The organism is Stenotrophomonas sp. X (assembly GCF_055721025.1).
On the sequence record NZ_CM146756.1, the window covers coordinates 201,736 to 225,742 of the forward strand.

Below are 24,007 nucleotides of genomic sequence, written 5' to 3' on the forward strand. Positions count from 1 at the left end.
ACGGGTTACATGCGGAACACGCCGAAGCGCGTCTGCTGCGGGGCGGCGTTGAGGCTGGCCGACAGCGCCAGCGCCAGCACCCGGCGGGTGTCGGCCGGATCGATCACGCCGTCGTCCCACAGGCGCGCGCTGGCGTAGTACGGGTGGCCCTGCTGCTCGAACTGGTCGCGGATCGGCGCCTTGAACGCGTCTTCCTCCGCTGCCGGCCACTGGCCGCCCTTGGCCTCGATGCCATCGCGCTTGACCGTGGCCAGCACGCTGGCGGCCTGTTCGCCACCCATCACGCCGATGCGCGCGTTCGGCCACATCCACAGGAAGTTGGGCGAATAGGCGCGGCCGCACATGCCGTAGTTGCCCGCACCGAACGAGCCACCGATCACCACGGTGAACTTGGGTACCTTGGCGCAGGCCACCGCCATCACCAGCTTGGCCCCGTCCTTGGCGATGCCGCCCTGTTCGTACTTGCGGCCGACCATGAAGCCGGTGATGTTCTGCAGGAACACCAGCGGGATGTTGCGCTGGGTGCACAGCTCGATGAAGTGCGCGCCCTTCAGTGCCGACTCGGAGAACAGGATGCCGTTGTTGGCGATGATGCCGATCGGGTAGCCGTTCAGATGGGCGAAGCCGGTGACCAGCGTTGCGCCGTAGCGCGGCTTGAATTCGTCGAAGCGCGAGCCGTCCACCAGTCGCGCGATCACTTCGCGTACGTCGTAGGGCTTGCGCGTATCGGCCGGGATCACGCCGTACAGTTCGTGCGCTGGCAGCAGCGGCTCTTCGCTGGCCTGCACCGCCATCGCCGGTTCCGGCTTGCGCCAGTTGAGCTGGGCGATGATCGCGCGCACCCGTGCCAGCGCCTGCAGGTCGTTGTCGGCCATGTGGTCGGCCACGCCGGAGATGCGCGTGTGCACATCGGCACCGCCCAGTTCCTCGGCCGTCACCACTTCACCGGTGGCCGCCTTCACCAGCGGCGGGCCGCCGAGGAAGATCGTGCCCTGCTCGCGCACGATCACCGTCTCGTCGCTCATCGCGGGCACATAGGCACCACCAGCGGTGCAGCTGCCCATCACGCAGGCGATCTGCGGAATGCCCTGCGCCGACAGGTTGGCCTGGTTGTAGAAGATGCGGCCGAAATGGTCGCGGTCGGGAAAGACTTCGTCCTGCAGCGGCAGGAACGCGCCACCGGAATCGACCAGGTAGATGCACGGCAGGTGGTTCTGCTCGGCGATCTCCTGCGCGCGCAGGTGCTTCTTCACCGTCATCGGGTAGTAGGTGCCGCCCTTGACCGTGGCATCGTTGGCCACGATCACGCATTCCACGCCGCTCACGCGGCCGATGCCGGCCACTACGCCAGCGGCCGGCACGGCGTCTTCGTACATGCCGTGCGCGGCCAGCGGCGCGATTTCCAGGAACGCGCTGCCGGGGTCGAGCAGGGCGTTGATGCGGTCGCGCACCAGCAGCTTGCCGCGCGCGGTGTGCTTGGCGCGTGCGGCTTCGCTGCCACCCAGCGCGGTGCGGGCGAGGGTGGCATGCAGGTCGTCGACCACGGCCTGCATGGCCGCGCGGTTGCTTTCAAACGTTTCGCTGCCCGGTTGCAGCTGGGTGCTCAATACGGTCATCGCGGTGGCCTTACAGGGTGCGCTGGAACAGTTCGCGGCCGATCAGCATGCGGCGGATCTCGGACGTGCCGGCGCCGATCTCATACAGCTTGGCATCGCGCCACAAGCGGCCGGTCGGGTATTCGTTGATGTAGCCGTTGCCGCCGAGGATCTGGATCGCCTGGCCAGTCAGCCAGGTGGCCTTCTCGGCGGCGTACAGGATGGCACCGGCGGCGTCCTGGCGGGTGGTGCGGCCCTGGTCGCAGGCGCGTGCCACGGCATAGACATACGCGCGGCAGGCACCCAGGCCCACGTACATGTCGGCGATCTTGGCCTGGATCAGCTGGAAGCTGCCGATCGGCTCGCCGAACTGGTGGCGCTCGTGCACATACGGCATCACCACGTCCATGGCCGCGGCCATCAGGCCCAGCGGGCCACCGGACAGCACCACGCGCTCGTAGTCCAGGCCGGACATCAGCACGCGCACGCCACCGCCAACCTGGCCCAGCACGTTCTCTTCAGGAATCTCGCAATCCTGGAACACCAGCTCGCAGGTGGGCGAAGAACGCATGCCCAGCTTGTCCAGCTTCTGCGCGGTGGAAAAGCCCTTCATGCCCTTCTCGACCAGGAAGGCAGTGATGCCCTTGGCGCCGGCCTCCATGTCGGTCTTGGCATAGACCACCAGCACGTCGGCATCCGGGCCGTTGGTGATCCACATCTTGTTGCCGTTGAGCACGTAGCGGTCGCCGCGCTTGTCGGCGCGCAGCTTCATCGACACCACGTCCGAACCGGCGCCCGGCTCGCTCATCGCCAGCGCGCCGACCAGGCTGCCATCGCACAGGCCGGGCAGGAAGCGCTGCTTCTGTTCCTCGTTGCCGTTCTTGCGCAGCTGGTTCACGCACAGGTTGGAGTGCGCACCATAGGACAGGCCGATGCCCCCCGAAGCGCGCGAGATCTCTTCCATCGCCACCACGTGGGCCAGGTAGCCCATGCCGGTGCCACCGTATGCTTCTTCCACGGTGAGGCCGAGCAGGCCCTGTTCGCCCAGCTTCGGCCACAGCGCCAGCGGGAACTGGTTGCTGGCATCGGCCTCGGCGGCCAGCTGCGCGACCTCGGCGGCGGCAAAATGGGCCACGCTCTGGCGCAGCAGGTCGATGTCTTCGCCAAGATCGAAGTTCAGGGATGGCACGTGCATTGTGGTGGCTCCACGGCGGGATGGCAGGAATGGACGCACCCGGCGGGGGAGTGGGCGGCGGTCTGCAGGACCGTCACCCACACGGGCGATGGCCCCAGCGTAGCGGGGTTCGGGTAAGAAGTGAATACGAATTCAAAAATTGAAACTAGAATCAGAACATGGCCTATAAACGCTCTGCATTGATGGAAGAACGCCTGGCGGGCGCCCGTGAACGGATCCTGCTGGCCACCCGCGCGCTGGTCGCCACTGGCGGCTGGCGCAATGCCCCGGTGACTGCGGTGGCAACCCAGGCGGGGGTGTCCACCGGCCTGATCTACCGGCATTTCCCGTCCAAGGCAGAGCTGTTCGTGGAAGTGCTCAATGCCGCCGTGGCCCACGAGGTCGCGATCATGGAGCGGATCGCCAGTGGCCCGGAGGCGGCCAGCGAGCGGCTGCGGCTGGCGATCACTGCCTTCGTCCGCCGTGCCCTGGCCGGGCCGGGGCTCGCGCACGCCTTCATCGTCGAACCGGTCGACCCGGATGTGGAAGCCGAGCGCATGCGCGGTCGTCGCGCCTTCGGCGACGTGTTCCTGCGGCTGGTGGAGGAGGGCGTGGCGGCCGGTGAGCTGCCTGCGCAGGACGCGCATGTGGCCGCCGCCTGCCTGGTGGGTGCCTTCACCGAAGCGATGGTCGGCCCGACCGCACCCAGCCGCGAAGCGCACCGCGACGAAGACGCGCTGGTGGATGCGATCTGCAGCTTCTGCCTGCGCGCGATCGGCGCCCCGGCAATCCGGTAGCGCCGGGCCATGCCCGGCGGCTGTTGCCATCCTCGACCGTTGTTGCCGCGCTTCGCGCTCGCCGGGCACGGCCCGGCGCTACCCGCATGCGGCCACGGCCGCATGCTGCGCCGCATCAGCAGTGACGCCTGTTGTCGCACGCAAAGTGCGTTCTATACTCGGCCCATCACGCAGTCGCTCAGCCGTGGTCCAACGACTATCAGCCAGGGGTAACGAAGAGTGCGGAATTACGATCTGGAGTTCCTGAAACGCTTCTCCATGGTGATCGCGCTGCTGGCGACCATCACCCTCGGCCTCATCCTCCTTGCCGCCTACATCCACACCCGGATTCCGCCCGAGGTGTCGCCGACCGCGGCCAAACGCACCGAACAGCGCATCTCGCCGACCGGTGCAGTCTATGCCGGCAGCACCGGCGCTGCCGCGCAGGCTGCCGCCAAGGCCGCCGCGCTGGCCAAGGCCGCGTCGCAGGTGGCCTACGGCGGCACCAAGGATGGCAAGGTGATCTTCGACAACCTGTGCACCGCCTGCCACACCACCGGCGTGGGCATGGCACCGACGCTGGACCATTCGCACTGGGACAAGCGCATCGCGCAGGGCAAGGACACGCTCTACAAGCACGCCATCGAGGGCTATACCGGCCCCGACGGCGGCATCATGCCGCCCAAGGGCGGCAACCCGGCACTGACCGAAGAACAGATCCATGCCACCGTGGACTGGATGCTGGGCAACCTGAAATAGCCGCCGCAACGCGCCGCTTCCTGTAGAGCCGAGCCCACGCTCGGCTGCTCTGCGCACGGTGTGGCCAAGCGCAGCCGAGCGTGGGCTCGGCTCTACCACCTACTAAGCTTTGCCCACCGAGGCCTGATCGCTCATATGCCCCCGCTGCGCAGGCGGCGTTTCGCATTTCAGGGTTAGTCTGTGCGCCTCTTCCATGGAGTCGCCCGTCGATGCGCCGCCGTTCCCTCGCCCTTGCCCTGTCCCTGCTGCTGCCGGCCAGCGCCTTTGCCCAGGCCCAGCCGCAGGTCGCGCCGGTCGCGGCGCCCGCCGCGCGCAGCAGCGCCACCGTGGTGCTGACCGCCGCGCCGGCCGACTGGCGCGCGCTGGATGGTCAGCGGGTGCGCATCGCCGCACCGCTGACCCTGGCCGGTACCGACGGCCTGGAGCGCTTCGGCCAGCTCACCGTAGCCTTCGATGGTCGCCTCTGGCAGCCGACCGAAGTGGCCGCGCCGGGTACTGCCGGCTATGAGCAGGTGATGGCCGACAACCAGCGCCGCCGCCTGGTGCTGGAAGATGGCAGTGATGCCCGAGACCCCGCCAGCGTGGCGTACCTGCCGGGCAGCCCCGTGCTGCGCACCGGCATGCAGCTGCGCGACGTGCAGGGCATCGTGCGCATGGACGCGCAGGGCCATCCGCGCCTGCAGGTCGAAGGTGTGCTGAAACTGCCGGAACTCAGGCGCCCGGCGGTGCCGACGGTGCCGGGCAGCCTGCATGTGGCCGCCTTCAATCTGGAGAACTTCTTCAACGGTGATGGCCAGGGCGGCGGCTTCCCGACCCTGCGCGGCGCCCGCACGCTGGACGAGCACAAGGCGCAGGTGGCCAAGCTGGTCGCCACGGTCAACGCGCTGGGCGCCGACGTCGCCGCGCTGATGGAGCTGGAGAACGACGGCTACGGCCCGCAGTCGGCCATCGCCGAACTGGTCGATGCGCTCAACCGTGACCGCGGCGCGCAGGGCGACTGGCGCTTCGTCGATGCCGGCAACGGCCCCGGCGACAACCCGATCCGGGTCGGCATCATCTACCGCAGCTCACGCCTGCAGCCGGTCGGCACGCCGGCTACGTTGACCGGCGGCCCATTCGTCGAGCACAGCCGCGTGCCGCTGGCGCAGGCCTTCCAGGGCAAGCAGGGCGCGCCGTTCGTGGTGGTGGCCAATCACTTCAAGTCGAAGGGCTGCCGCGACGCCAGCGGCGCCGACGCCGATCGCAACGACAACCAGGGCTGCTGGAACGCCACCCGCATGACCTCGGCGCAGCAGCTGCATGCCTGGCTGCAGACGGATCCGACCGGTACCGGTACAAAGGACGCGGTGCTGCTCGGCGATTTCAATGCCTACGCGATGGAAGACCCGATCCGCACCCTGCACGACCTGGGCTGGCAGGACGCGTTCAAGGTCGCCAAGGCCGAGCATCCCTACAGCTACGTCTACAACGGCTACACCGGCCGCCTCGACCACGCGCTGCTGAGCCCGGGCATGGCCAGGCGCCTGCGCGGTGCCGCCGAATGGCACAGCAATGCCGATGAGCAGGACGCCAGCGGTTATCAGGGCCGCAACGTGCAGGGCCCGTGGCGCAGTTCCGACCACGACCCGCTGCTGCTGGGTTTCGACAGATAGGGTTCGCCGGGGATCTGCTCTGGGAGCGACCTTGATCGGCACGGATGCTGCTGTTGCTTTTTATCTTCCAGTCCGCCTTCAAGCGAGCCGAGAAGCGCAGGGTACCGGTGCACAGCACCGGCTCGCGGCTGGCGGCGCGTTTCTTTTGGTCACTTTTCTTTTCGCGCGAAAAGAAAAGTGACATCCCTCCGCGGGCGCGGAAATGGCCCGCCGCGACCAATGCTCACCCCCAGGCGATCAGTCCGATCGCCAGCACCGCCAGCGCCAAACCGGCACGGTTCCACTTCGTGGTGGCCTCGCCGAAGGCAAACACGCCCACCAGTGCACCCAGCACCACCACGCCGATGTTCATGCCGGCGAACACGGTGGCCGGGTTGTCCGGCATCGACTGGTGCGCATGCACATAGAACAGGATGTTGCCGCCATTGAGCAGGCCCAGCAGCGCGCCTGCGCCCAGGTTCCGCCAGGCCAGCCGGCTGCGGCCACGCGCATGCCGCCACAGCTGCAGGGCCAGCATCAGCACGAAGGCCACGCTGAAGCTGGCCAGCACCGCCGCCATCGACGGCGTGCCGGACAGCGCCACCTGCTTGAGCAGCACGTCCACCACCGCAAACCCGGCCCATACCCCCAGCAGCCAGCCCCAGCCACCGGGTGAGGATGCCACCGCCGGTCCGCGTGGGCGCAGGCTGATCGCCACCATCGCCAGCAGGCCCAGGCCGAGCCCGGCCAGCTTCCACGGCGTCGCGGTCTGGCCGAAGAACAGGAACGCGGCAGCCAGTGACAGCAGCAGTGACAAGCGCTGTGCCACATCGCTGCGGACGATGCCGGCCACCGCCACCGCGCGGCCCAGCACCAGGAAGATCGAGGGCAGCACCACCGCCAGCGCCAGCAAGGACAGCCACGGGGCATGTGGCGCGCGCAGCGCATCCAGCGGCGGCTGCAGCACCGCGGCGGTGAGCGTTGCCGCCACCAGATAGTTCCAGGTGACCATCTGCGCGACATCCAGCTGGCGGCGTCCAGCCACCTTCAACACCACCGAAACCAGCACGCTGCAGATCACGGCCAAAGACAGGTAGAGCATGGGGCGGGCACAGGGCAGGGGCGGGGGACGGTATCATGGTGCCATGCACAAGCCCTCGTTCCCCGTCGCCCCCGGCGAAACCGCCTGTCTCCAACTGGATGGCCCGGCCGGCCCGCTGGAAGTGGTCGTCGACCTGCCCAAGGCCGACGCGCCGGTGCAGCCGATCGTGGCCATCGTCTGCCATCCGCTGTCCACCGAAGGCGGCACCCTGCACAACAAGGTGGTCACCATGACCGCCACCACCCTGCGCGAGCTGGGCATCGCTACGGTGCGCTTCAACTTCCGCAGTGTTGGCGCGTCGGCCGGTGAGTTCGACCACGGCGTGGGCGAGCAGGATGACCTGAAGGCGGTCGCCGCCTGGGTGCGCAGCCAGCGCCCGCACGACCGGCTGTGGCTGGCCGGTTTCAGCTTCGGTTCGTTCGTGTCGCTGAAGGCCGCTGCCGCGCTGCAGCCGGAAGCGCTGATCTCGATCGCGCCACCGGCCGGCCGCTGGGACTTCGACGGCATCGTACCGCCGGCGCGCTGGCTGGTGATCCAGGGCGAGCAGGACGAGATCGTCGACCCGCAGGCTGTCTACCAGTGGCTGGACGCGCTGGAGTTCCCGCATGAGCTGGTGCGCATGCCCGAGACCAGCCACTTCTTCCACCGCAAGCTGATCGACCTGCGCGGCGCACTGACCCACGGCGTGAAGCATTGGTTGGGCGCGGCGGCATGAGTGCAACCGAGTTGACCCCGTCGCAGCGGTACGCGGAAGGGGTCGCCCGTGGTGACTGGCAGGACGACCCGGCCCAGCATGCAGCGCTGGCCGAGCTGGACCGCATCCACCTGGGCCTGCTGGACAGTGCCGAGGACGGTTGGCTGGACCGCCTGTCCGCGTTCTGGAAGAAGCCCGAGCCGGTGAAGGGCCTGTACTTCTGGGGCGGCGTCGGCCGCGGCAAGACCTTCCTGGTCGACCTGTTCTACGACGGGCTGCCGATCAAGCAGAAGTACCGCACGCATTTCCACCGCTTCATGCGCAGCGTCCACGAGCGCCTGCGCGATCACCAGGGGCAGAGCGACCCGCTGGCGAAGATCGCCCAGGAGTGGCGCAGCAACCTGCGCGTGCTGGTGCTGGACGAGTTCTTCGTCACCGACATCGGTGATGCGATGCTGCTGGCGCGGCTGCTGGAGCGCCTGTTCGCCGAAGGCGTGACCCTGGTCACCACCTCCAACACCGCGGTGGAGAACCTGTACCTCAACGGCCTGCAGCGCGAGAGCTTCCTGCCGGCCATCGGCCTGCTGCAGCGCTTCTGCGTGGAGCTGTACGCCGAAGGTACCGAGGACTACCGCATGCGCGCGCTGACCCGCTCGCCGGTGTACCGCGCACCGTTGGCCGCCGACAGCGACGACTGGCTGGCCACGCGCTGGAGCGAACTGAGCGGCGGCCAACCGGCCAAGCCCGGCAACATCGAGATCGAGGGCCGCAAGATTCCGGTCCGCGGCCGCGGCAAGAGCATCGCCTGGTTCGATTTCGCCGCGCTGTGCGAGGGCCCGCGCGGGCCCTCGGACTACATCGAGATCGCGCACGAGTTCAACACGGTGCTGCTGGGCGGCATTCCCGCCTTCGATCGCCTGAACGAGGATGCCGCGCGCCGCTTCGTCAACCTGATCGACGAGTTGTACGACCGCCACGTCAACCTGGTCTGCACCGCCAGCACCTCGCCGGTCGAGCTGTACACCGGCCAGCGCCTGCAGGGCGCGTTCGAGCGCACCGCCTCGCGCCTGATCGAGATGCAGAGCGCCGAGTACCTGGGCACCCCGCACCGGGCGTGAGGGTAGTGCCGTTTGTAGAGCCGAGCCCACGCTCGGCTGCTTTTCGGCACATCATTCAAAAGCAGCCGAGCGTGGGCTCGGCTCTACAACAGCACGGCGCGGCTATCGGGTGGGCGCAACCGCGCTCCCAACGGCGCCCATCCGGCCCGGCCGACACATGCGGCCTCGCGTCGCTGCCCGGCGGGTGATCCCGACGTCCACCGGATGCCCACCACCTATCCACAGGGTTGTCCCTAGCCAGTTTCATCACTGTCATGTGAAGCTGTCATTGTTCCGTTTCCGCAGCGCGTTGTACCACCGCAATGACGCCTTTCGGGCTTGACTGCGCAGCCCGTTCCGGCAGGTCTGAAGCGTCTGATCAGGGCGCCGATGGCACGATCCTTGCGGCGCAAGGGATTGCCGAATTTCACTACATTTGGCGTTGACGGACCCCACTACCCCCACTATCTTGTGGCCGTCGGTCGCAGCAACCCCAGTTCTGGGGGCTGGCAGCAATACCTCCCGCGATCGTCAACGGCAGTGGCAGGCGCAGGGTCTCATCCCCTGCGACGCCGTCCTGCCATCCTGGGCCGTCATGTCCCGGGCTGCGTCACCCCGATGCATCGAGCACCCCCAATCACGCCAAGAGGACATACGCCGTGAGCACCGAATCCAGCGCCACCATCGAGAAGGAAAGCGAATTCCTGTTGACGTCGCCGCCGACGGCCAACGCGATGAGTGTGACCAAGCGCAACGGGACCACCGAGCTGGTGGACCTGAACAAGATCGTGCGCGCGGTGCAGCGTTCCTCCGAAGGCCTGCACGCCGTCGATCCGATGCGCGTGGCCACCCGCACCATTTCCGGCCTGTACAACGGCGCTACCACCCGCGAGCTGGACGAACTGTCCATCCGCACCGCCGCCCTGCTGATTGGCGAAGAGCCCGAGTACGGCCGCCTCGCTGCGCGCCTGCTGGCCAACTACATTGCCAAGGAAGTCTCGGGCCAGGAAATCTACGCCTTCTCGCAGTCGGTCAGCCGTGGCCATGAAGTCGGCCTGATCAACGACCGCCTGCTGAACTTCGTGCAGACCAATGCGCGCAAGCTCAACGACGCCATCGACATCTCGCTGGATCTGAACTTCGATTACTTCGGCCTGCGTACCCTGTACGACCGTTACCTGCTGCGCCATCCGCACACCCGCAAGGTGATCGAGACCCCGCAGCAGTTCTTCCTGCGCATCGCCAGCGCGCTGAGCGAGGACGTGTCCGAGACCCTGGCGCTGTACAAGCGCATGGGCAACCTGGACTACCTGCCGTCCAGCCCGACCCTGTTCAACTCCGGCACCACCCACGAGCAGCTGTCCTCGTGCTTCCTGCTGGACTCGCCGCAGGACTCGCTGGAGTCGATCTATGCCAAGTACGGCGACATCGCCCAGCTGTCGAAGTTCTCCGGCGGCATCGGCGTCAGCTACACCCGCGTGCGTTCGCGTGGCTCGCTGATCAAGTCGACCAACGGCCACTCCAACGGCATCGTGCCGTGGCTGAAGACCATGGATTCGTCCGTGGCCGCGGTGAACCAGGGCGGCAAGCGCAAGGGCGCAGCCTGCGTGTACCTGGAAACCTGGCACGCCGACATCGAGGACTTCCTCGAACTGCGTGACAACACCGGTGACGAAGCCCGTCGTGCGCACAACCTGAACCTGGCCAACTGGGTGCCGGACCTGTTCATGAAGCGCGTCGAAGCCGACCAGGAATGGTCGCTGTTCGATCCGCGCGTCGTGCCGGAGTTCACCGACCTGTTTGGCGAAGCCTTCGAGGCTGCCTACCTGCAGGCCGAAGCCCAGGGCAAGGCCAACCGCACCATCTCCGCGCGCAAGCTGTACGCCCGCATGATGCGTACGCTGGCCGAGACCGGCAACGGCTGGATGACCTTCAAGGACAAGTGCAACCGCGCCAGCAACCAGACCCTGCGTCCGGGCAACGTGATCCACCTGTCCAACCTGTGCACCGAAATCCTGGAAGTCACTTCCAACGATGAAACCGCAGTGTGCAACCTGGGTTCGATCAACCTGGGCAACCACTTCGACGAGCACAACGAGTTCGACTTCGAGAAGCTGGCCGAGACCGTGCGCCTGGCCGTGCGCCAGCTCGACCGCGTCATCGACCTGAACTTCTACCCGATCGAAACCGCCCGCCGCGCCAACCTGCGCTGGCGTCCGGTCGGCCTGGGCTGCATGGGCCTGCAGGATGTGTTCTTCCGCAAGCGCCTGCCGTTCGACAGCGCCGAAGCCCGCGCGCTGTCGAAGAAGATCGCCGAAGCGATCTACTTCCACGCGCTGGAAACCTCCTGCGAGCTGGCCCAGGAACGCGGCAAGCACCCGTCGTTCAACGACACCCGTGCCGCCAGCGGCGAACTGCAGTTCGACGCCTGGAACGTGGTGCCGGAAGACACTGCGCGCTGGGATGCCCTGCGTGAGCGCATCAAGGAACACGGCCTGCGCAACTCGCTGATGATCGCGATCGCGCCGACCGCGACCATCGCCTCGATCGCCGGTTGCTACGAGTGCGTCGAGCCGCAGGTGTCCAACCTGTTCAAGCGCGAGACCCTGTCCGGTGACTTCCTGCAGGTCAACCGCTACCTGGTCAACGAGCTGAAGAAGCTGGGCCTGTGGACGCCGGAAATGCGCGATGCCATCAAGCTGGCCGAAGGCTCGATCGCCGGCGTGGCGCAGATCCCGGAAACGCTGCGCGAGGTCTACCGCACCGCGTGGGAACTGCCGATGCGTTCGCTGATCGACATGGCCGCCGAGCGTGGCGCCTTCATCGACCAGTCGGCCTCGCTCAACCTGTTCATGGAAAGCCCGAACATCGGCGCGATGTCCTCCATGTACATGTACGCCTGGAAGCAGGGCATCAAGACCACCTACTACCTGCGTTCGCGCCCGGCCACCAAGATCGCCAAGACGACGGTGAGTGCCGCCGCACCGGCCAAGGTGTTCAGCCCGGACGAAGCCATCGCCTGCTCGCTGGAAAACCCGGAAGCCTGCGAGGCCTGCCAGTAACACGCCGCGCGGTGGGTGCCGACCGTTGGTCGGCACTCGAACACCTCGCACCTGCAGAGCCGAGCCATGCTCGGCTGCAGCACGGAAACACCAAGGTAGCGCCGGGCCATGCCCGGCGTTTTGACCCGAGAATTCAAGGAAACACCCATGGCCGACAAGCCCAAGCAGATGCTGCTCGATCCCGGTTTTGAACTGACCCTGCGCCCGATGCGCTACCCGCAGTTCTATGACATGTACCGGAATGCGATCAAGAACACCTGGACGGTGGAAGAGATCAACTTCCAGATCGACATCACCGACCTGCACAGCAAGATGTCGCCGGGCGAGCGCCACCTGATCCACCGCCTGGTCGCGTTCTTCGCCACCGGCGACTCGATCGTGTCCAACAACCTGGTGCTGAACCTGTACCAGCACCTCAATGCGCCGGAAGCGCGCATGTACCTGTCGCGCCAGCTGTATGAAGAAGCACTGCACGTGCAGTTCTACCTGACCCTGCTCGACAACTACCTGCCGGACCCGGAAGAGCGCGCCAAGGCGTTCTCGGCGGTGGAGAACATCGACTCGATCAAGAAGAAGGCCGATTTCTGCTTCAAGTGGATCGACTCGATCCAGGACCTGACCCGCATCGAGACCCGCGAACAGCGCCGCCAGTTCCTGCTCAACCAGATCTGCTTCGCTGCCTGCATCGAAGGCCTGTTCTTCTTCGCTGCCTTCGCCTACGTGTACTACTTCCGTTCGCGCGGCCTGCTGCCGGGCCTGGCTTCGGGCACCAACTGGGTGTTCCGCGACGAAAGCGCGCACATGGATTTCGCCTTCGAGTCGGTGCGCGTGGTGCGTGAGGAAGAGCCGGACCTGTTCGACGACGAGATGAAGCAGCAGGTCTACGACATGTTGGCCGAAGCCATCGAATGCGAAGTGCAGTTCGCCGAGGACGTGCTGTCCGGCGGCGTGGCCGGCATCTCGACCCGTGACATGCGCCAGTACCTGCAGCATTGTGCCGATCAGCACTTCGCCAAACTGGGCATGGAAAAGAAGTACAACGTGCGCAACCCGCTGCCGTTCATGGAACTGCAGGACGTGCAGGAACTGACCAACTTCTTCGAACGCCGCGTCTCGGCCTACCAGGTCGGCGTGCAGGGCGAAGTCGCCTTCGACATGAACTTCTGATCGAACCGGTCAGGCCTGTCGCAACGAAAAACCCCGGCCAATGCCGGGGTTTTTTGTTGCGCGCCTGGCTTTTGTAGAGTCGAGCATGGCTCGACTCTACAAAGCGCTAGCGCCGTCCTTCCACCGCCATGCGCACCGCCAACCCGGCCAGCACCGTGCCCATCAGCCAGCGCTGCACCCTCTGCCAGGTGGGGCGCGCGGCCAGGAAGCCGGCGATGCTGCCGGCGGCCAGCGCGATCAGGCCGTTCACGCTGACGCTGACCAGGATCTGGGTGCAGCCCAGCACGATCGACTGCATCAGCACACTGCCTTCGCCATCGGGATGCAGGAACTGCGGCAGCAGCGACAGGTACATCACCGCCACTTTCGGGTTCAGCAGATTGGTCAGCAAGCCCATCGTGAACAGTCTGCGCGGGCTGTCCTGCGGCAGGTCGCGCACCGCGAACGGTGAACGGCCGCCGGGCTTCAGCGCCTGCCACGCCAGGTACAGCAGGTACAGCGCGCCACCGATGCGCAGCGCCTCATAGGCGAACGGCACGGTCATCAGCAGGGCGGTGATGCCCAGTGCCGCGCACAGCATGTAGAACACGAAGCCCAGCGCCACCCCGCCCAGCGAGATCAGCCCGGCGAGCGGCCCTTGGCAGATCGAGCGCGAGATGACGTAGATCATGTTCGGCCCGGGCGTGAGCACCATGGCCAGCGAAACCAGCGCAAAGGCCAGCAGGTCGGAAAGTGCGGGCATGGGCGGTCCTGGCAGTGGGCGTGGCGCAGTGTAGCGTCGCCTGCACGGGGCCTGGCTTAAAATTGACGGACCCCACACCGAAGCACCCCCATGACCCCGATCCCCGAAACCGTGCCGCCCACCGAAGTGCGCATGGCCGAAATCGTCTTCCCCAACCACACCAACCACCTTGGCACCCTGTTCGGTGGCCAGGCATTGGCGTGGATGGACAAGGCCGCCTTCCTGGCCGCCGCCCGCTATTCGCGCCGCACCGTGGTGACCGCGCGCAGCGACCAGGTCGACTTCAAGCTGCCGATCCGCATCGGCCAGATGGTGGAAACCATCGGCCGCATCGTCGAAGTCGGGCGCAGCTCGATGAAGGTCGAGGTGGAACTGGTCGCCGAGGACCTGCACAGCGGCGAGCGCAAGCTGTGTACCCGCGGCCACTTCGTGATGATCGCGCTGGACGAGGACGGCCACCCGATCGCGGTGCCGCCGCTGCCGGCCGCCTGAGCCGGCGCTTGCACGGGCGCTGCGGCGCCCCCATCTGGCAGCCATGACCTCGCCGCTGACCGACTTCATCGACCACGCCCAGCGCCTGTTCGTGCTGACCGGCGCCGGTTGCAGCACCGCCTCGGGCATTCCCGACTATCGCGATACCGACGGCCAGTGGAAACGCACGCCGCCGGTGACCTACCAGGCGTTCATGGGCGAAGCGGGTACCCGCCAGCGCTACTGGGCGCGCAGCCTGCTGGGCTGGCCGCGCTTCGGCCTGGCCCGGCCCAACGGTACCCACCAGGCCTTGGCCGCACTGGAAAACAGCGGCAAGCTGCAGCTGCTGCTGACCCAGAACGTGGACGGCCTGCACCAGCGCGCCGGCAGCCACAAGGTGATCGACCTGCATGGCCGCCTGGACCGGGTGCGCTGCATGAGCTGTGAGCGCCGCAGTGGCCGCGAGGATTTCCAGCAGCGGCTGCTGGAGGCCAATCCGGGCTGGGATGCGCTGGATGCCGGTATCGCGCCCGATGGCGATGCCGATCTGGAGATCGATTTCTCCACGTTCGTGGTGCCCGATTGTCCGTACTGCGGCGGCCTGCTGAAGCCGGATGTGGTGTTCTTCGGCGAAAACGTGCCGCGTGAACGGGTGGCGGCGGTGCACGATCACCTGCAGCAGGCCGACGCCGTGCTGGTGGTGGGCTCGTCGCTGATGGTCTATTCCGGCTTCCGCTTCGTGCAGGCGGCCGCGAAGGCAGGGTTGCCGGTAGCGGCGCTGAACCGAGGCCGCACCCGAGCCGACGACCTGCTGTTGTTCAAGGATGAGCGGGACTGCGCTGAAGCGCTGGCAGGGCTCGTTACCGGGTAGCGCCGGGCCATGCCCGGCGGAAACGGGGTGCCGCGCCGCACGTTCGCCGGGCATGGCCCGGCGCTACCCATCATGCGTCCCCGCGAAACAGCGATCCATCCAGATGGTTGATCCGCGAGCCGCGCAGCGGTGCAATACGCACCCCCTACGTCGTTCATCACCGTCTTGAGCCAGCTGTTCTCGCCGATCTCGTTCGGCCCCCTGACCCTGTCCAACCGCATCGTCATCGCGCCGATGTGCCAGTACTCCGCCGAGGACGGCCGCGCCAGCGACTGGCACGCCATGCACCTGGGCAACCTGGCGCAGTCCGGTGCCGGTTTGCTGATCCTGGAAGCCACCGCGGTCGAGCCGCGCGGCCGCATCAGCTGGGCCGACCTGGGCCTGTGGGATGACGGCACCGAGGCCGCGTTGGCACAGGTGCTGGCCAGCGTCCGCCGCTGGTCGCCGATGCCGCTGGGCATCCAGCTCGGCCACGCCGGTCGCAAGGCCTCGGTGAAGCGCCCGTGGGACGGCGGCGGCCAGCTACCGGCCGATGATGCGCGTGGCTGGGCCACGGTGGCGCCGTCGCCGCTGCCGTTCCATGCCGCCGATCCGGCACCGCAGGAACTGGACGAGGCCGGCATCGCCGAGGTGATCGCCGCCTTCGCCGCCAGTGCGGTGCGCGCCGAGCGCCTGGGCTTCGAGCTGATCGAGCTGCATGCCGCGCACGGCTATCTGCTGCACCAGTTCCTGTCGCCGCTGAGCAACCGCCGCACCGATGGCTATGGCGGCTCGCTGCCGAACCGCCTGCGCCTGCTGGTGGAGGTGTTCGACGCAGTGCGTGCGGCGGTATCGGACAAGATCGCCGTGGGCGTGCGCATTTCCGCCAGCGACTGGGTCGAGGGTGGCTGGGACCTGGTACAGAGCGAAGCGCTGGCCCAGGTGCTGGATGCGCGCGGCTGCAATTTCCTGCATGTCTCCAGCGGTGGCCTGGACGAGCGCCAGAAGATCACCGTCGGTCCCGGCTACCAGGTGCCGTTCGCCGCCGCGATCAAGGCCAAGGTACGCATGCCGGTGATCGCGGTGGGCATGATCACCGAGCCCGAGCAAGCCGAATCGATCCTGCGCCATCGCCACGCCGATGCGGTAGCGCTGGCACGCGGCATCCTCTACGACCCGCGCTGGCCGTGGCACGCTGCTGCCGCATTGCGCGACAGCGTGGAGCCGGCGCCGCAGTACCTGCGCTGCGAGCCGCGCGAGGCGCGTGGCGTGTTCAAGGCGCGCTGAGGCTCACACCCGCCAGGCCGGCGCCATGCCGGCCTGCAGGTGCTCGAACAGCGCGCGGATCTTGGCGGTGAAATCGCGGCGGTCGCTGACGCAGAAGTAGACCTCCATCGGTTCCGGGTGCCACGCGGTGTCGGCGCCGAACACCGCCTGCAGGCGGCCATCGCGCAGGTACGGCTCGGCCACGAATGCGGCGAGCCGGGTGATGCCGGCACCGGCCGCCGCCAGCGTCGCCAGCGCATCGATGTCATCGCAGACCATGCTCGGTGGCAGCGCGGCGTCCACGCGCTGGCCGTCCTTCAGCAGGCCCCAGCGCAGCGGCCGGCCATCGGTCGGGAAGCGGTGCAGCAGCCCGCGATGGCGACCCAGTTCGGCGGGTTCCTGCGGCGTGCCATGGGCCTGCAGGTAGGCCGGCGCGGCACAGAACACGAACGGCACGCGCGCCAGCTGCCGTGCGACGACGCCGTCTTCCAGCTGCGCGCCGATGCGGATGCTGGCGTCCACCGCTTCAGGGCCATGCTGCACGGCGCGGTCGGTCAGGCGCAGCTCCAGCTGCAGCTGCGGGTAGCGTTGCTGCAGCGAAGGCAGCAACGGTGCCAGCACGTGGCGACCGAACGCGCTGCTGCTGGCGATGCGCAGCGGCCCCGCCGGTTCGATGTCACCGGAGGTGACCATCGCCTGCGCGCGCGCCAGGTCGGCTTCGATGTGGCGCACCTGCGCCAGGTACAGCGCGCCGGCCTCGCTGAGGGCCAGCCGCCGCGTACTTCGGTTCAGCAACCGTACGCCCAGATGGGCCTCCAGACGGTTGATGTTCTGGCCGACAGCGGTGGCGCTGATGCCAAGGGTACGGGCCGCAGCGGCGATGCTGCCGGTCTCTGCGGTGCGGGTGAAGCTGCGGATCAATTGCAACAGGTTCATGACCGGCCAGCTTGCCACGGGATCGGCCAAGTATCGCTTGGGACAGAACCAAGCCCTTCGCTTGCATCGGTGACCATCGCTCCGATCGACACCCTGCTGGCCTACACTGTGGCGATGCGCCCCGACTCCATCCTCACCCTGTCCTGCCCGGACCGTACCGGCATCGTCTACCGTGTGTCCGGCCTGTTGTTCGACCACGGCTGCAACATCCTCGACGCCCAACAGTTCGGCGACGAGGAAAGCGGCCGCTTCTTCCTGCGCGTGCATTTCGACCGCGACGCCGGCCTGCCGCTGGAGACCGTGCATGCCGCGATGGCCAAACTTGCCGAAGGCTTCGGCATGGACTGGCAGCTGCATGACGGCCGCCGCCGGGCACGCCTGCTGGTGCTGGTCAGCAAGCAGGGGCATTGCCTCAACGACCTGCTGTTCCGCGCCCACAGCGGCCAGCTGAAGGTCGACATCGCGGCAGTGGCGTCCAACCACGCCGACTTCGCGCCATTGGCCGCGTCCTACCAGGTACCGTTCCACCACTTGCCGGTGACCGCCGATACGCGTGCGGTGCAGGAGCAGCAGATCATCGACCTGGTCGAGCGTGAGCGCATCGACCTGGTGGTGCTGGCGCGCTACATGCAGATCCTGTCACCCACGCTGTGCCGTGCGCTGGCCGGCCGTGCGATCAACATCCACCACAGCTTCCTGCCCAGCTTCAAGGGCGCGCAGCCCTATCACCAGGCGCACGCGCGCGGGGTCAAGATCATCGGTGCCACCGCGCACTACGTCACCGAGGATCTGGACGAAGGCCCGATCATCGAACAGGACGTGGCCCGCGTTGACCACGCCATGGCGCCGCGCGAGCTGGTGCGGCTGGGCAGCGACACCGAATCGCTGGTGCTGGCACGCGCGGTTCGCCGCCATGTGGAGCACCGCATCCTGCTCAATGGGCATCGCACGGTGGTGTTCCGGTAATCGCCCATCCCGCGTCCGCCGGGCATGGCCCCGCGCTACCGAATCCTGATTTCATCCAATGAAAAGCCCCCGGTTCGGCCGTCCCGCGATCTGTAGGGGGGCGTAGTTAGGGGGCTGGATGAATCGATTGTGTTGTTGTGGGCAGGAGCGCGCAAGCGGCATAAGCGACGTGCGCGGTAGCGCCGGGCCATGCCCGGCGGCCACGCCTCAGACGATCGCGATCCCCGCCTTGCCCAGCGCTTCGCGCACCATCGCGTCGTTGGCTTCGGTCACCGGGCGGGTCAGGTCCCACAGGAACTTCACCCGGAAGCCGGATTTCACCGCGTCCTGCGCGCTCCACAGCACGCAGTAGTCGCGTGCCAGGCCGCACACGTGCACTTCGCGGATGCGGCGCTCATGCAGCCAGCCGGCCAGGCCGGTGGCCGGGCGCTCGCCATCGGGGCCGTGGTTCTCGCGGAAGGCGCTGTACGAATCCACCTGTGGGCGGGTGCCCTTGCGCAGGATCAGGTCGGCCACGGTCCAGTCCACGCCCGGGTGCAGCGCGGCGCCATTGCTGCCCTGCACGCAATGGTCGGGCCACAGGGTCTGTGGCTGCGCGTGCAGCAGGATGGTCTCGAACGGTCGCTTACCGGGGTGCTGGCTGGCGAACGAGGCGTGGTCGGCCGGGTGCCAGTCCTGGGTCACCACCACGGTGCGGTAGCGGCGCTGCGCCAACAGATCGGCAATCGGTGCCACCAGCGCATCGCCCTGGTCGCAGGCCAGCGCACCGCCCGGCATGAAGTCCGGCTGCAGGTCGATCACCAGCAGAGCGACATCGGCGGGCAGGGCGGTCATGGCAGGTCCACTACAACGTAAAGGGGTGACCAGCGTGGCCGCCCCGGCGGCACAGGTCAATCGCCCTGCGGCGCCTCAGCGTCCTGCCCGTAGTACAGCAGGCCGATCCGGATCCGCTCGCGGCCGTTCTCTCGGCGATGGCGGTTGGCATCGCGCAGCGAGTACACGCAGCCGCAGTACTCCTGCTGGTAGAACTGCTCGCGCTTGCTGATCTCGATCATGCGGCTGGCACCGCCGCCCTTGCGCCAGTTGTAGTCCCAGTACTGCAGGCCTTCATAGCGCGACGCCGCACGGATGCCGCAGTCGTTGATCTGCGCCATGTTCTTCCAGCGCGAGATGCCCAGCGACGAACTGATGGTGTCGTAGCCGTGCTCGTGCGCGTACAGCGCGGTGCGTTCGAAACGCATGTCGAAGCACATCGTGCAGCGGATGCCGCGCTCGGGCTCGTTCTCCATGCCACGCGCGCGGCTGAACCAGTTGTCGGTGTCGTAGTCGCAGTCGATGAACGGGATGCCGTGCTGCTCGGCGAAGCGGATGTTCTCCTGCTTGCGCAGCTCGTACTCCTTCACCGGGTGGATGTTGGGGTTGTAGAAGAAGATCGCATAGTCGATCCCGGAAGCGGTGATCGCCTCCATCACTTCGCCCGAGCACGGCGCGCAGCACGAATGCAGCAGCAGGCGCTTGCCATCGGCGGGCAGGGTCAGGGTGGGGCGTTGGAACTCGGTCATCGTGGCGTGCGTCAGGGCGTGGGAGCGGTCTGGCCGGTTACCGTGAACAGGACGCGCGCGGCCACGCCGCCTGCGCATGCAGGCTGGCGATGGCCCCGGCACCCTCCCCGCGGAGAGTCCAGGTCGAATCAGGGGACGGTCGTGTCCCCCGGCCGGGGCCGGTATTCGGGCTGATGGACACGGGCCGCAGCCCACCTACTCCCTGCCGCTTCCCAGGCGCGAGCCCAGTGCTGTTGGCAGGATTCGTTTCCATTCACCGCTGCGGGGCAGCTCCGGAATGGGCGCGCGCGGCGCCTTCACCGGATTCCCGTTTAAATCCCTCCCTGCGCCGGAGCGACGGGAGGGATACCTTCGGCGTGTGCAAGGTGGACCTGTTGGTGGCACCGGTCAAGGGGCGCCACGCTTGACCCTATTGCAACCTTGTCAAATCAGCGGTGCGGGAGTTGCAGGCAACGCAACCTGAACGTGACCAGGCTGCGGTAGGCCCGCATACCGTGGGTCGAGCTGCACCCCTTTTTCCCACACCCATTTCCCAAGCTCAGTTTGAGCGTGTGCCATGTAAGTTGCGATGTCATCAACTTGGCCAAAGGGGCCGTGAACATCCGAGTGCTGCAAGTCTTGGAAAAGCTGTCGAATGGTGGATTTGGCGTCCTCTGAGGCCTTCACCTGCAAGTACACATTCAAAGGCTTGTCCTTCTCAGCTTCGTCACCGTGAAGCAATCGCTCAAAGTCAGGAATGCTCACGCGATGCCTGACTAGCATCCCAGCCTTCTGAGTCTTCCGTACCTCGTTCCAGATCTTCTCGTTCTCTGTCCACATGCCATTCCCATTGCCATTCTTGTTCTTTGGGGAGTCCAAGTCGTGAAGCACCCCGAAGTGAATTTTGAAATGGCGAAGAACTTTAATGATGGGGACGATAAGAGCCTTCCCTCTTGCGCGGATCGGTGTAACTTGGCTAGCAATGGCAGCATTTTCCTCGGTGGCAGCAGCTAGGAAGGCTGCATGCTCGGTATCGCCCTCCACGATAACGGGATATGAGCCGAAGAAGACCTCAGAGAAGCTCGGGTCCATTTGCTGAAGTGCTTGGAGCCTGGATTTTTCATCTGCGTCGAACGCAATTTCATCCGAGCGGTAGGTCTTTGTAGAGAGCGATCCAAGTTCACCCGCAGAGCGCTCCAGCCGCACGATAGTGGTGTGATCCTCAAAAGGATTTACGAAGTATGGAGAGTGCGTTGTAAGCATCACCTGCCAGTCTTGACTCTTGGCAAGCTCATACAGGTACTTTTGGGCAGCTCGCGCTGCCATGGGGTGAAGTGCGTTCTCAGGTTCATCAATCAACAATAGGTATCCGGGGAAGGCGACGTCTTCCTTGTCTTCCGGGAGCGGGGCGCCTTCCCCGTGTGCATCTATCTCAATCGATACCGCAGCAAGCCGGGCTGCCAATTCATCGACAACATCCCCCTTCTTTGGCTTCGCAATCAACTTCTTAAGAGCATCTCGCTCCTTCTCAAGTGCGGAGAGATGCTCGTTTCGAGATCTATTCTGTCTCTCCAGTTCATTATGGACTTGAAGGACTGCCCAAAAGAGTGCCCTCCTGGCACCCGTTCCTTGAAGCGCAGCGCCAGTCTTAGTCTCGCCGTCCAAAACGCTGATCTGGGATCCATTCTTGACCAAGTCGAAGAATTTGATACTTGGAACTGCTGGTTTCAGATCAAGGCTGACGCCTAGATCAGGGAAGATGCCCTTGAATCCAGTGCTGACCCGCTCTGCAATAGAGCCAAAATGCTCCATGTGGCTGCTCGCCATTGCTTCCACTTGCCCTTGGATGCTTTTGACGGCCGCGCTAAGCGGAGATGATGGATCCTTGCTAGCGCGCTCAAGCTCGCGTTCAAGAGGGATCAATGCAAGCTTCAGAAGTTGATCCTGAGCGCCGGTTGCATCATCCAGGGAGCCAATTCGGATTGGCTCTGGCAAGCGTGATCCAAAGACAGTGTCCAAGCCGGAAGCCTTCTCCACTTGATCCCAGTCGCCCTTGCCATTCTCAAGCTCGGGATTCCATGTCTGCCTCTTCGCATCATAGTTAGGTCCGGACCACTGCCAGCGACTTTTTACGACTAAGTGTTCACCTTCTTTTGTCTTCCACTTCGAGTGAACATTTCCAAGTCCGTCGGGAATGTGGACTCTCAGAACAACTTCCGACAACTGATCTGATGATGCGTGCTGGTGCCGGTCGGCATCAACACGAAACTTTCTACCCTTAGCTAGCTCGTACGCATTGAGAACGGTCGACTTGCCGGCGTTATTGCGACCAACAAGGCATACAATATCGTCCAAGTCTACGGTAACCCCATCGTTGCCGATGCAGCCTATGTTTCGGATTTCGATGCTTAGGAGTTTTGAGCGATTTTCCATAACGGCTCCATGTAGTGGATTTAGCTAGTTACTGATTATCTTGGGTGACGTGCAACTGTGGCAGAGGTTTATCTTGTATACCACAGGAGCACGATTGCTTGGCCATCCTAAGTGCTAGACCATCGTTGCAGCCGTCATTGGGAAGGAAGGTACGAAAGCCTCGCGCGCTAAGTGGTGTGATATGTGCTCCAAAGTCGGGCATCTACACTCGACGCATGTTGCTTCGAATGCCCCGCAGCACATCTAGCGCTGGCGGGGTCGGATGCGTCGTCAACGCCCCGCCGCCGCCCGTGCGCGGATCTCATCCAAGCGCTGGTCGTGCAGCAGGCGCCCGTTCTCCCACACGGTCACCATCGCATCCTCGAAGCCGGTCGGCAGCGCCTCGTCACCGCTGGGAGGCAACGCCACCGTGTGCAGGCTGCCGTCATCCAGGCGCCGCAGCAGGCGCATGCGGCCACGCTTGCTGGTCTTGCCGGCATCGGTGACCGGGTCCTTGTAGACGTCGATCCACGCACCCTCGACCCGTGCTGCCGAGCACTTCAGCGCGAACTTCTGCGTGTCGCGGTCCAGCCGCTGCAGCAGGGCGCCGCCCATGCCGAAGGCCACGTTGTCGGCCGAATAGCCGTCGCCGGTGATGCGCTGCAGGATGGCGCGGATCGTATCCGGGGTGATGCCATCGCCCTGGATCACCCGCACGTGGTTGAGTACGCGGTAGCCCTTGCCGTTGAGGGTGTGGCCGAACGCTTCATCCAGCCGGCGCAGGCTTTCGGCCACCACGTCCACCGGGTCACCCGAGTCGGGGCGGATGACCAGGGTGGCGCCCGAAGCGATCACTTCATCACGCAGCGTCGTGCCCCAGTGCTCACTGATCGCGCGGTAGATGTCATAGCTGTCCGACACCACTGCCACGATCGCGCCCGGCTTGCCGAACTGGCGCAGCATGTTGCGGTAGGCGTCCACTTCGCGCTCGCGGCCCCAGCTGGTGATGGTGCTGTGCTCGGCGGCAGGAATCGAATAACCGGCCATTGGCGCGTGATAGTGCGCGCGGGCCAGGCACAGGGCCGATACGGTGTCGGTGCCGAGGAAGTTGACCAGGTGTGCGGCACCACCCAGCGCGGCCGATTCCAGGCTCGATACACCGCGGGCGCCGAAGTCGTGCAGCTTGAACGGCAGCTGCCCCTGCGGATCGTCGCTGGTCTGCTGCAGGAACGCAGCAATGGTCTGCCGTGCATGCCAGCTGATGGTGGCCACGGTGACCGGGTACCACACGCGCAGCAGCAGTGTTTCCAGGTACGACGGCACCCAGAACGCAGCCGGGTCGGTCGACTCGACGGTCATCAGTGCCTGGTGGGTGGGTACCACGCTGCCCTCGGGCACGGCACGGATGCGCACCGGCAGGTGGCCGCCGAGCCGATCGACGATATCGCGCCAGCCGGCTTCGTTGAACGGCTCGCCATGGGCGGCGAATACCGCAGCAGCGTCGTCGATGTCAGCGTGGGTGACCGGCCGTGCCAGGGCGTCCTTGAGGATCGCCTGCAGGCCGAAGAACACCGTGCGATCGTGCAGGCCGCCACGTGATTCCACGTAGAAGAACGTGGCATCGGTACCCGGCGGGTACTGCAGCCAATGGCTGGCCTTATAGCTGTCGGTGTTGAGGAGAAGGTTATCGAGGTAGTGCATGACGGAAGCTCCTTCGCGTCGAGTGACACCAGCGGTCTATCCGCCGGTGGGGAGAGCCGGGCAGG

The 24,007-nt window shown here is 66.0% G+C and carries 20 protein-coding genes and 1 riboswitch; of the genes, 11 read left to right on the forward strand and 9 right to left on the reverse strand.

Annotated features, from left to right (window positions below):
* Positions 1–5: 5 nt before the first annotated feature.
* Both ACZ75I_RS00885 and ACZ75I_RS00890 read right to left on the reverse strand, forming a co-directional pair.
* Positions 6–1,616 (reverse strand): carboxyl transferase domain-containing protein, encoded by a 1,611-nt coding sequence (locus tag ACZ75I_RS00885; protein ID WP_154350053.1) that lies wholly within the window; start codon positions 1,614–1,616, stop codon positions 6–8.
* Between the two features lie 10 nt (positions 1,617–1,626).
* Complete coding sequence (locus tag ACZ75I_RS00890) at positions 1,627–2,790, reverse strand: isovaleryl-CoA dehydrogenase (protein ID WP_346476317.1); 1,164 nt, start codon at positions 2,788–2,790, stop codon at positions 1,627–1,629.
* A 158-nt stretch (positions 2,791–2,948) separates the two neighbouring features.
* Between ACZ75I_RS00890 and ACZ75I_RS00895 the strand changes: the two genes are divergently transcribed.
* The 3 genes from ACZ75I_RS00895 (at position 2,949) to ACZ75I_RS00905 (ending at position 5,956) form a co-directional block, all read left to right on the forward strand.
* On the forward strand, positions 2,949–3,566 hold the full coding sequence (locus tag ACZ75I_RS00895; RefSeq protein ID WP_061480267.1) for a TetR/AcrR family transcriptional regulator: 618 nt from the start codon (positions 2,949–2,951) through the stop codon (positions 3,564–3,566).
* Positions 3,567–3,785: 219 nt separating this feature from the next.
* Positions 3,786–4,304: a c-type cytochrome gene (locus tag ACZ75I_RS00900; RefSeq protein ID WP_005407662.1), complete on the forward strand. Its 519-nt coding sequence runs from the start codon at positions 3,786–3,788 to the stop codon at positions 4,302–4,304.
* 209 nt (positions 4,305–4,513) lie between these two features.
* Positions 4,514–5,956 carry an ExeM/NucH family extracellular endonuclease gene (locus tag ACZ75I_RS00905; protein WP_061480268.1) on the forward strand — a complete coding sequence of 481 codons (1,443 nt, stop codon included), beginning with the start codon at positions 4,514–4,516 and terminating at the stop codon, positions 5,954–5,956.
* A 223-nt stretch (positions 5,957–6,179) separates the two neighbouring features.
* Here ACZ75I_RS00905 and ACZ75I_RS00910 read toward each other — a convergent pair whose 3' ends face one another.
* Complete coding sequence (locus tag ACZ75I_RS00910) at positions 6,180–7,037, reverse strand: EamA family transporter (protein ID WP_088496132.1); 858 nt, start codon at positions 7,035–7,037, stop codon at positions 6,180–6,182.
* 43 nt (positions 7,038–7,080) lie between these two features.
* On the opposite strand from ACZ75I_RS00910, the gene ACZ75I_RS00915 reads away from it, so the two are divergent.
* The 4 genes from ACZ75I_RS00915 to ACZ75I_RS00930 all read left to right on the forward strand — a co-directional run bounded on the left by ACZ75I_RS00915 (position 7,081) and on the right by ACZ75I_RS00930 (position 13,057).
* Complete coding sequence (locus ACZ75I_RS00915; protein WP_472958580.1) at positions 7,081–7,752, forward strand: alpha/beta hydrolase; 672 nt, start codon at positions 7,081–7,083, stop codon at positions 7,750–7,752.
* Positions 7,749–8,849 carry a cell division protein ZapE gene (zapE, locus tag ACZ75I_RS00920; protein WP_472958581.1) on the forward strand — a complete coding sequence of 367 codons (1,101 nt, stop codon included), beginning with the start codon at positions 7,749–7,751 and terminating at the stop codon, positions 8,847–8,849. The genes ACZ75I_RS00915 and zapE overlap by 4 nt, the downstream gene beginning before the upstream one ends.
* 638 nt (positions 8,850–9,487) lie before the next feature.
* Positions 9,488–11,890, forward strand: a complete 2,403-nt coding sequence (locus ACZ75I_RS00925; RefSeq protein ID WP_061480272.1) for a ribonucleoside-diphosphate reductase subunit alpha — start codon at positions 9,488–9,490, stop codon at positions 11,888–11,890.
* 147 nt (positions 11,891–12,037) lie between these two features.
* Entirely contained in the window at positions 12,038–13,057 is a 1,020-nt protein-coding gene (locus ACZ75I_RS00930) for a ribonucleotide-diphosphate reductase subunit beta (RefSeq protein ID WP_472958582.1), read from the forward strand.
* A gap of 106 nt (positions 13,058–13,163) precedes the next feature.
* Here the strand turns inward: ACZ75I_RS00930 and ACZ75I_RS00935 are convergent, their stop codons facing one another.
* A complete protein-coding gene (locus tag ACZ75I_RS00935; protein ID WP_472958583.1) occupies positions 13,164–13,799 on the reverse strand; it encodes a LysE family translocator in 636 nt (211 codons plus the stop codon).
* 90 nt (positions 13,800–13,889) lie between these two features.
* On the opposite strand from ACZ75I_RS00935, the gene ACZ75I_RS00940 reads away from it, so the two are divergent.
* The 3 genes from ACZ75I_RS00940 (at position 13,890) to ACZ75I_RS00950 (ending at position 16,407) form a co-directional block, all read left to right on the forward strand.
* Positions 13,890–14,291 carry an acyl-CoA thioesterase gene (locus ACZ75I_RS00940; protein ID WP_021203756.1) on the forward strand — a complete coding sequence of 134 codons (402 nt, stop codon included), beginning with the start codon at positions 13,890–13,892 and terminating at the stop codon, positions 14,289–14,291.
* Between the two features lie 43 nt (positions 14,292–14,334).
* On the forward strand, positions 14,335–15,141 hold the full coding sequence (locus tag ACZ75I_RS00945) for an NAD-dependent protein deacetylase (RefSeq protein WP_472958584.1): 807 nt from the start codon (positions 14,335–14,337) through the stop codon (positions 15,139–15,141).
* 165 nt (positions 15,142–15,306) lie between these two features.
* A complete protein-coding gene (locus ACZ75I_RS00950; RefSeq protein ID WP_346476312.1) occupies positions 15,307–16,407 on the forward strand; it encodes an NADH:flavin oxidoreductase/NADH oxidase in 1,101 nt (366 codons plus the stop codon).
* A 3-nt stretch (positions 16,408–16,410) separates the two neighbouring features.
* Here the strand turns inward: ACZ75I_RS00950 and ACZ75I_RS00955 are convergent, their stop codons facing one another.
* Positions 16,411–17,322: a LysR family transcriptional regulator gene (locus ACZ75I_RS00955; RefSeq protein WP_346476311.1), complete on the reverse strand. Its 912-nt coding sequence runs from the start codon at positions 17,320–17,322 to the stop codon at positions 16,411–16,413.
* A 114-nt stretch (positions 17,323–17,436) separates the two neighbouring features.
* Between ACZ75I_RS00955 and purU the strand changes: the two genes are divergently transcribed.
* On the forward strand, positions 17,437–18,288 hold the full coding sequence (gene purU / locus ACZ75I_RS00960; protein ID WP_061480748.1) for a formyltetrahydrofolate deformylase: 852 nt from the start codon (positions 17,437–17,439) through the stop codon (positions 18,286–18,288).
* A 207-nt stretch (positions 18,289–18,495) separates the two neighbouring features.
* On the opposite strand, the gene pncA is transcribed toward purU, so the two are convergent.
* The 4 genes from pncA to ACZ75I_RS00980 form a co-directional block, all read right to left on the reverse strand.
* A complete protein-coding gene (pncA, locus tag ACZ75I_RS00965) occupies positions 18,496–19,122 on the reverse strand; it encodes a bifunctional nicotinamidase/pyrazinamidase (protein ID WP_180868145.1) in 627 nt (208 codons plus the stop codon).
* Between the two features lie 56 nt (positions 19,123–19,178).
* The gene (locus ACZ75I_RS00970; RefSeq protein WP_061480745.1) at positions 19,179–19,850 is read right to left on the reverse strand and encodes an epoxyqueuosine reductase QueH; all 672 of its coding nucleotides are present in this window, start codon (positions 19,848–19,850) and stop codon (positions 19,179–19,181) included.
* A gap of 139 nt (positions 19,851–19,989) precedes the next feature.
* A riboswitch (cobalamin riboswitch) is annotated at positions 19,990–20,218 on the reverse strand.
* A gap of 55 nt (positions 20,219–20,273) precedes the next feature.
* Complete coding sequence (locus ACZ75I_RS00975) at positions 20,274–22,262, reverse strand: ATP-dependent nuclease (protein ID WP_180868143.1); 1,989 nt, start codon at positions 22,260–22,262, stop codon at positions 20,274–20,276.
* 270 nt (positions 22,263–22,532) lie between these two features.
* A complete protein-coding gene (locus tag ACZ75I_RS00980; RefSeq protein ID WP_180868141.1) occupies positions 22,533–23,942 on the reverse strand; it encodes a nicotinate phosphoribosyltransferase in 1,410 nt (469 codons plus the stop codon).
* Positions 23,943–24,007 lie beyond the last annotated feature (65 nt).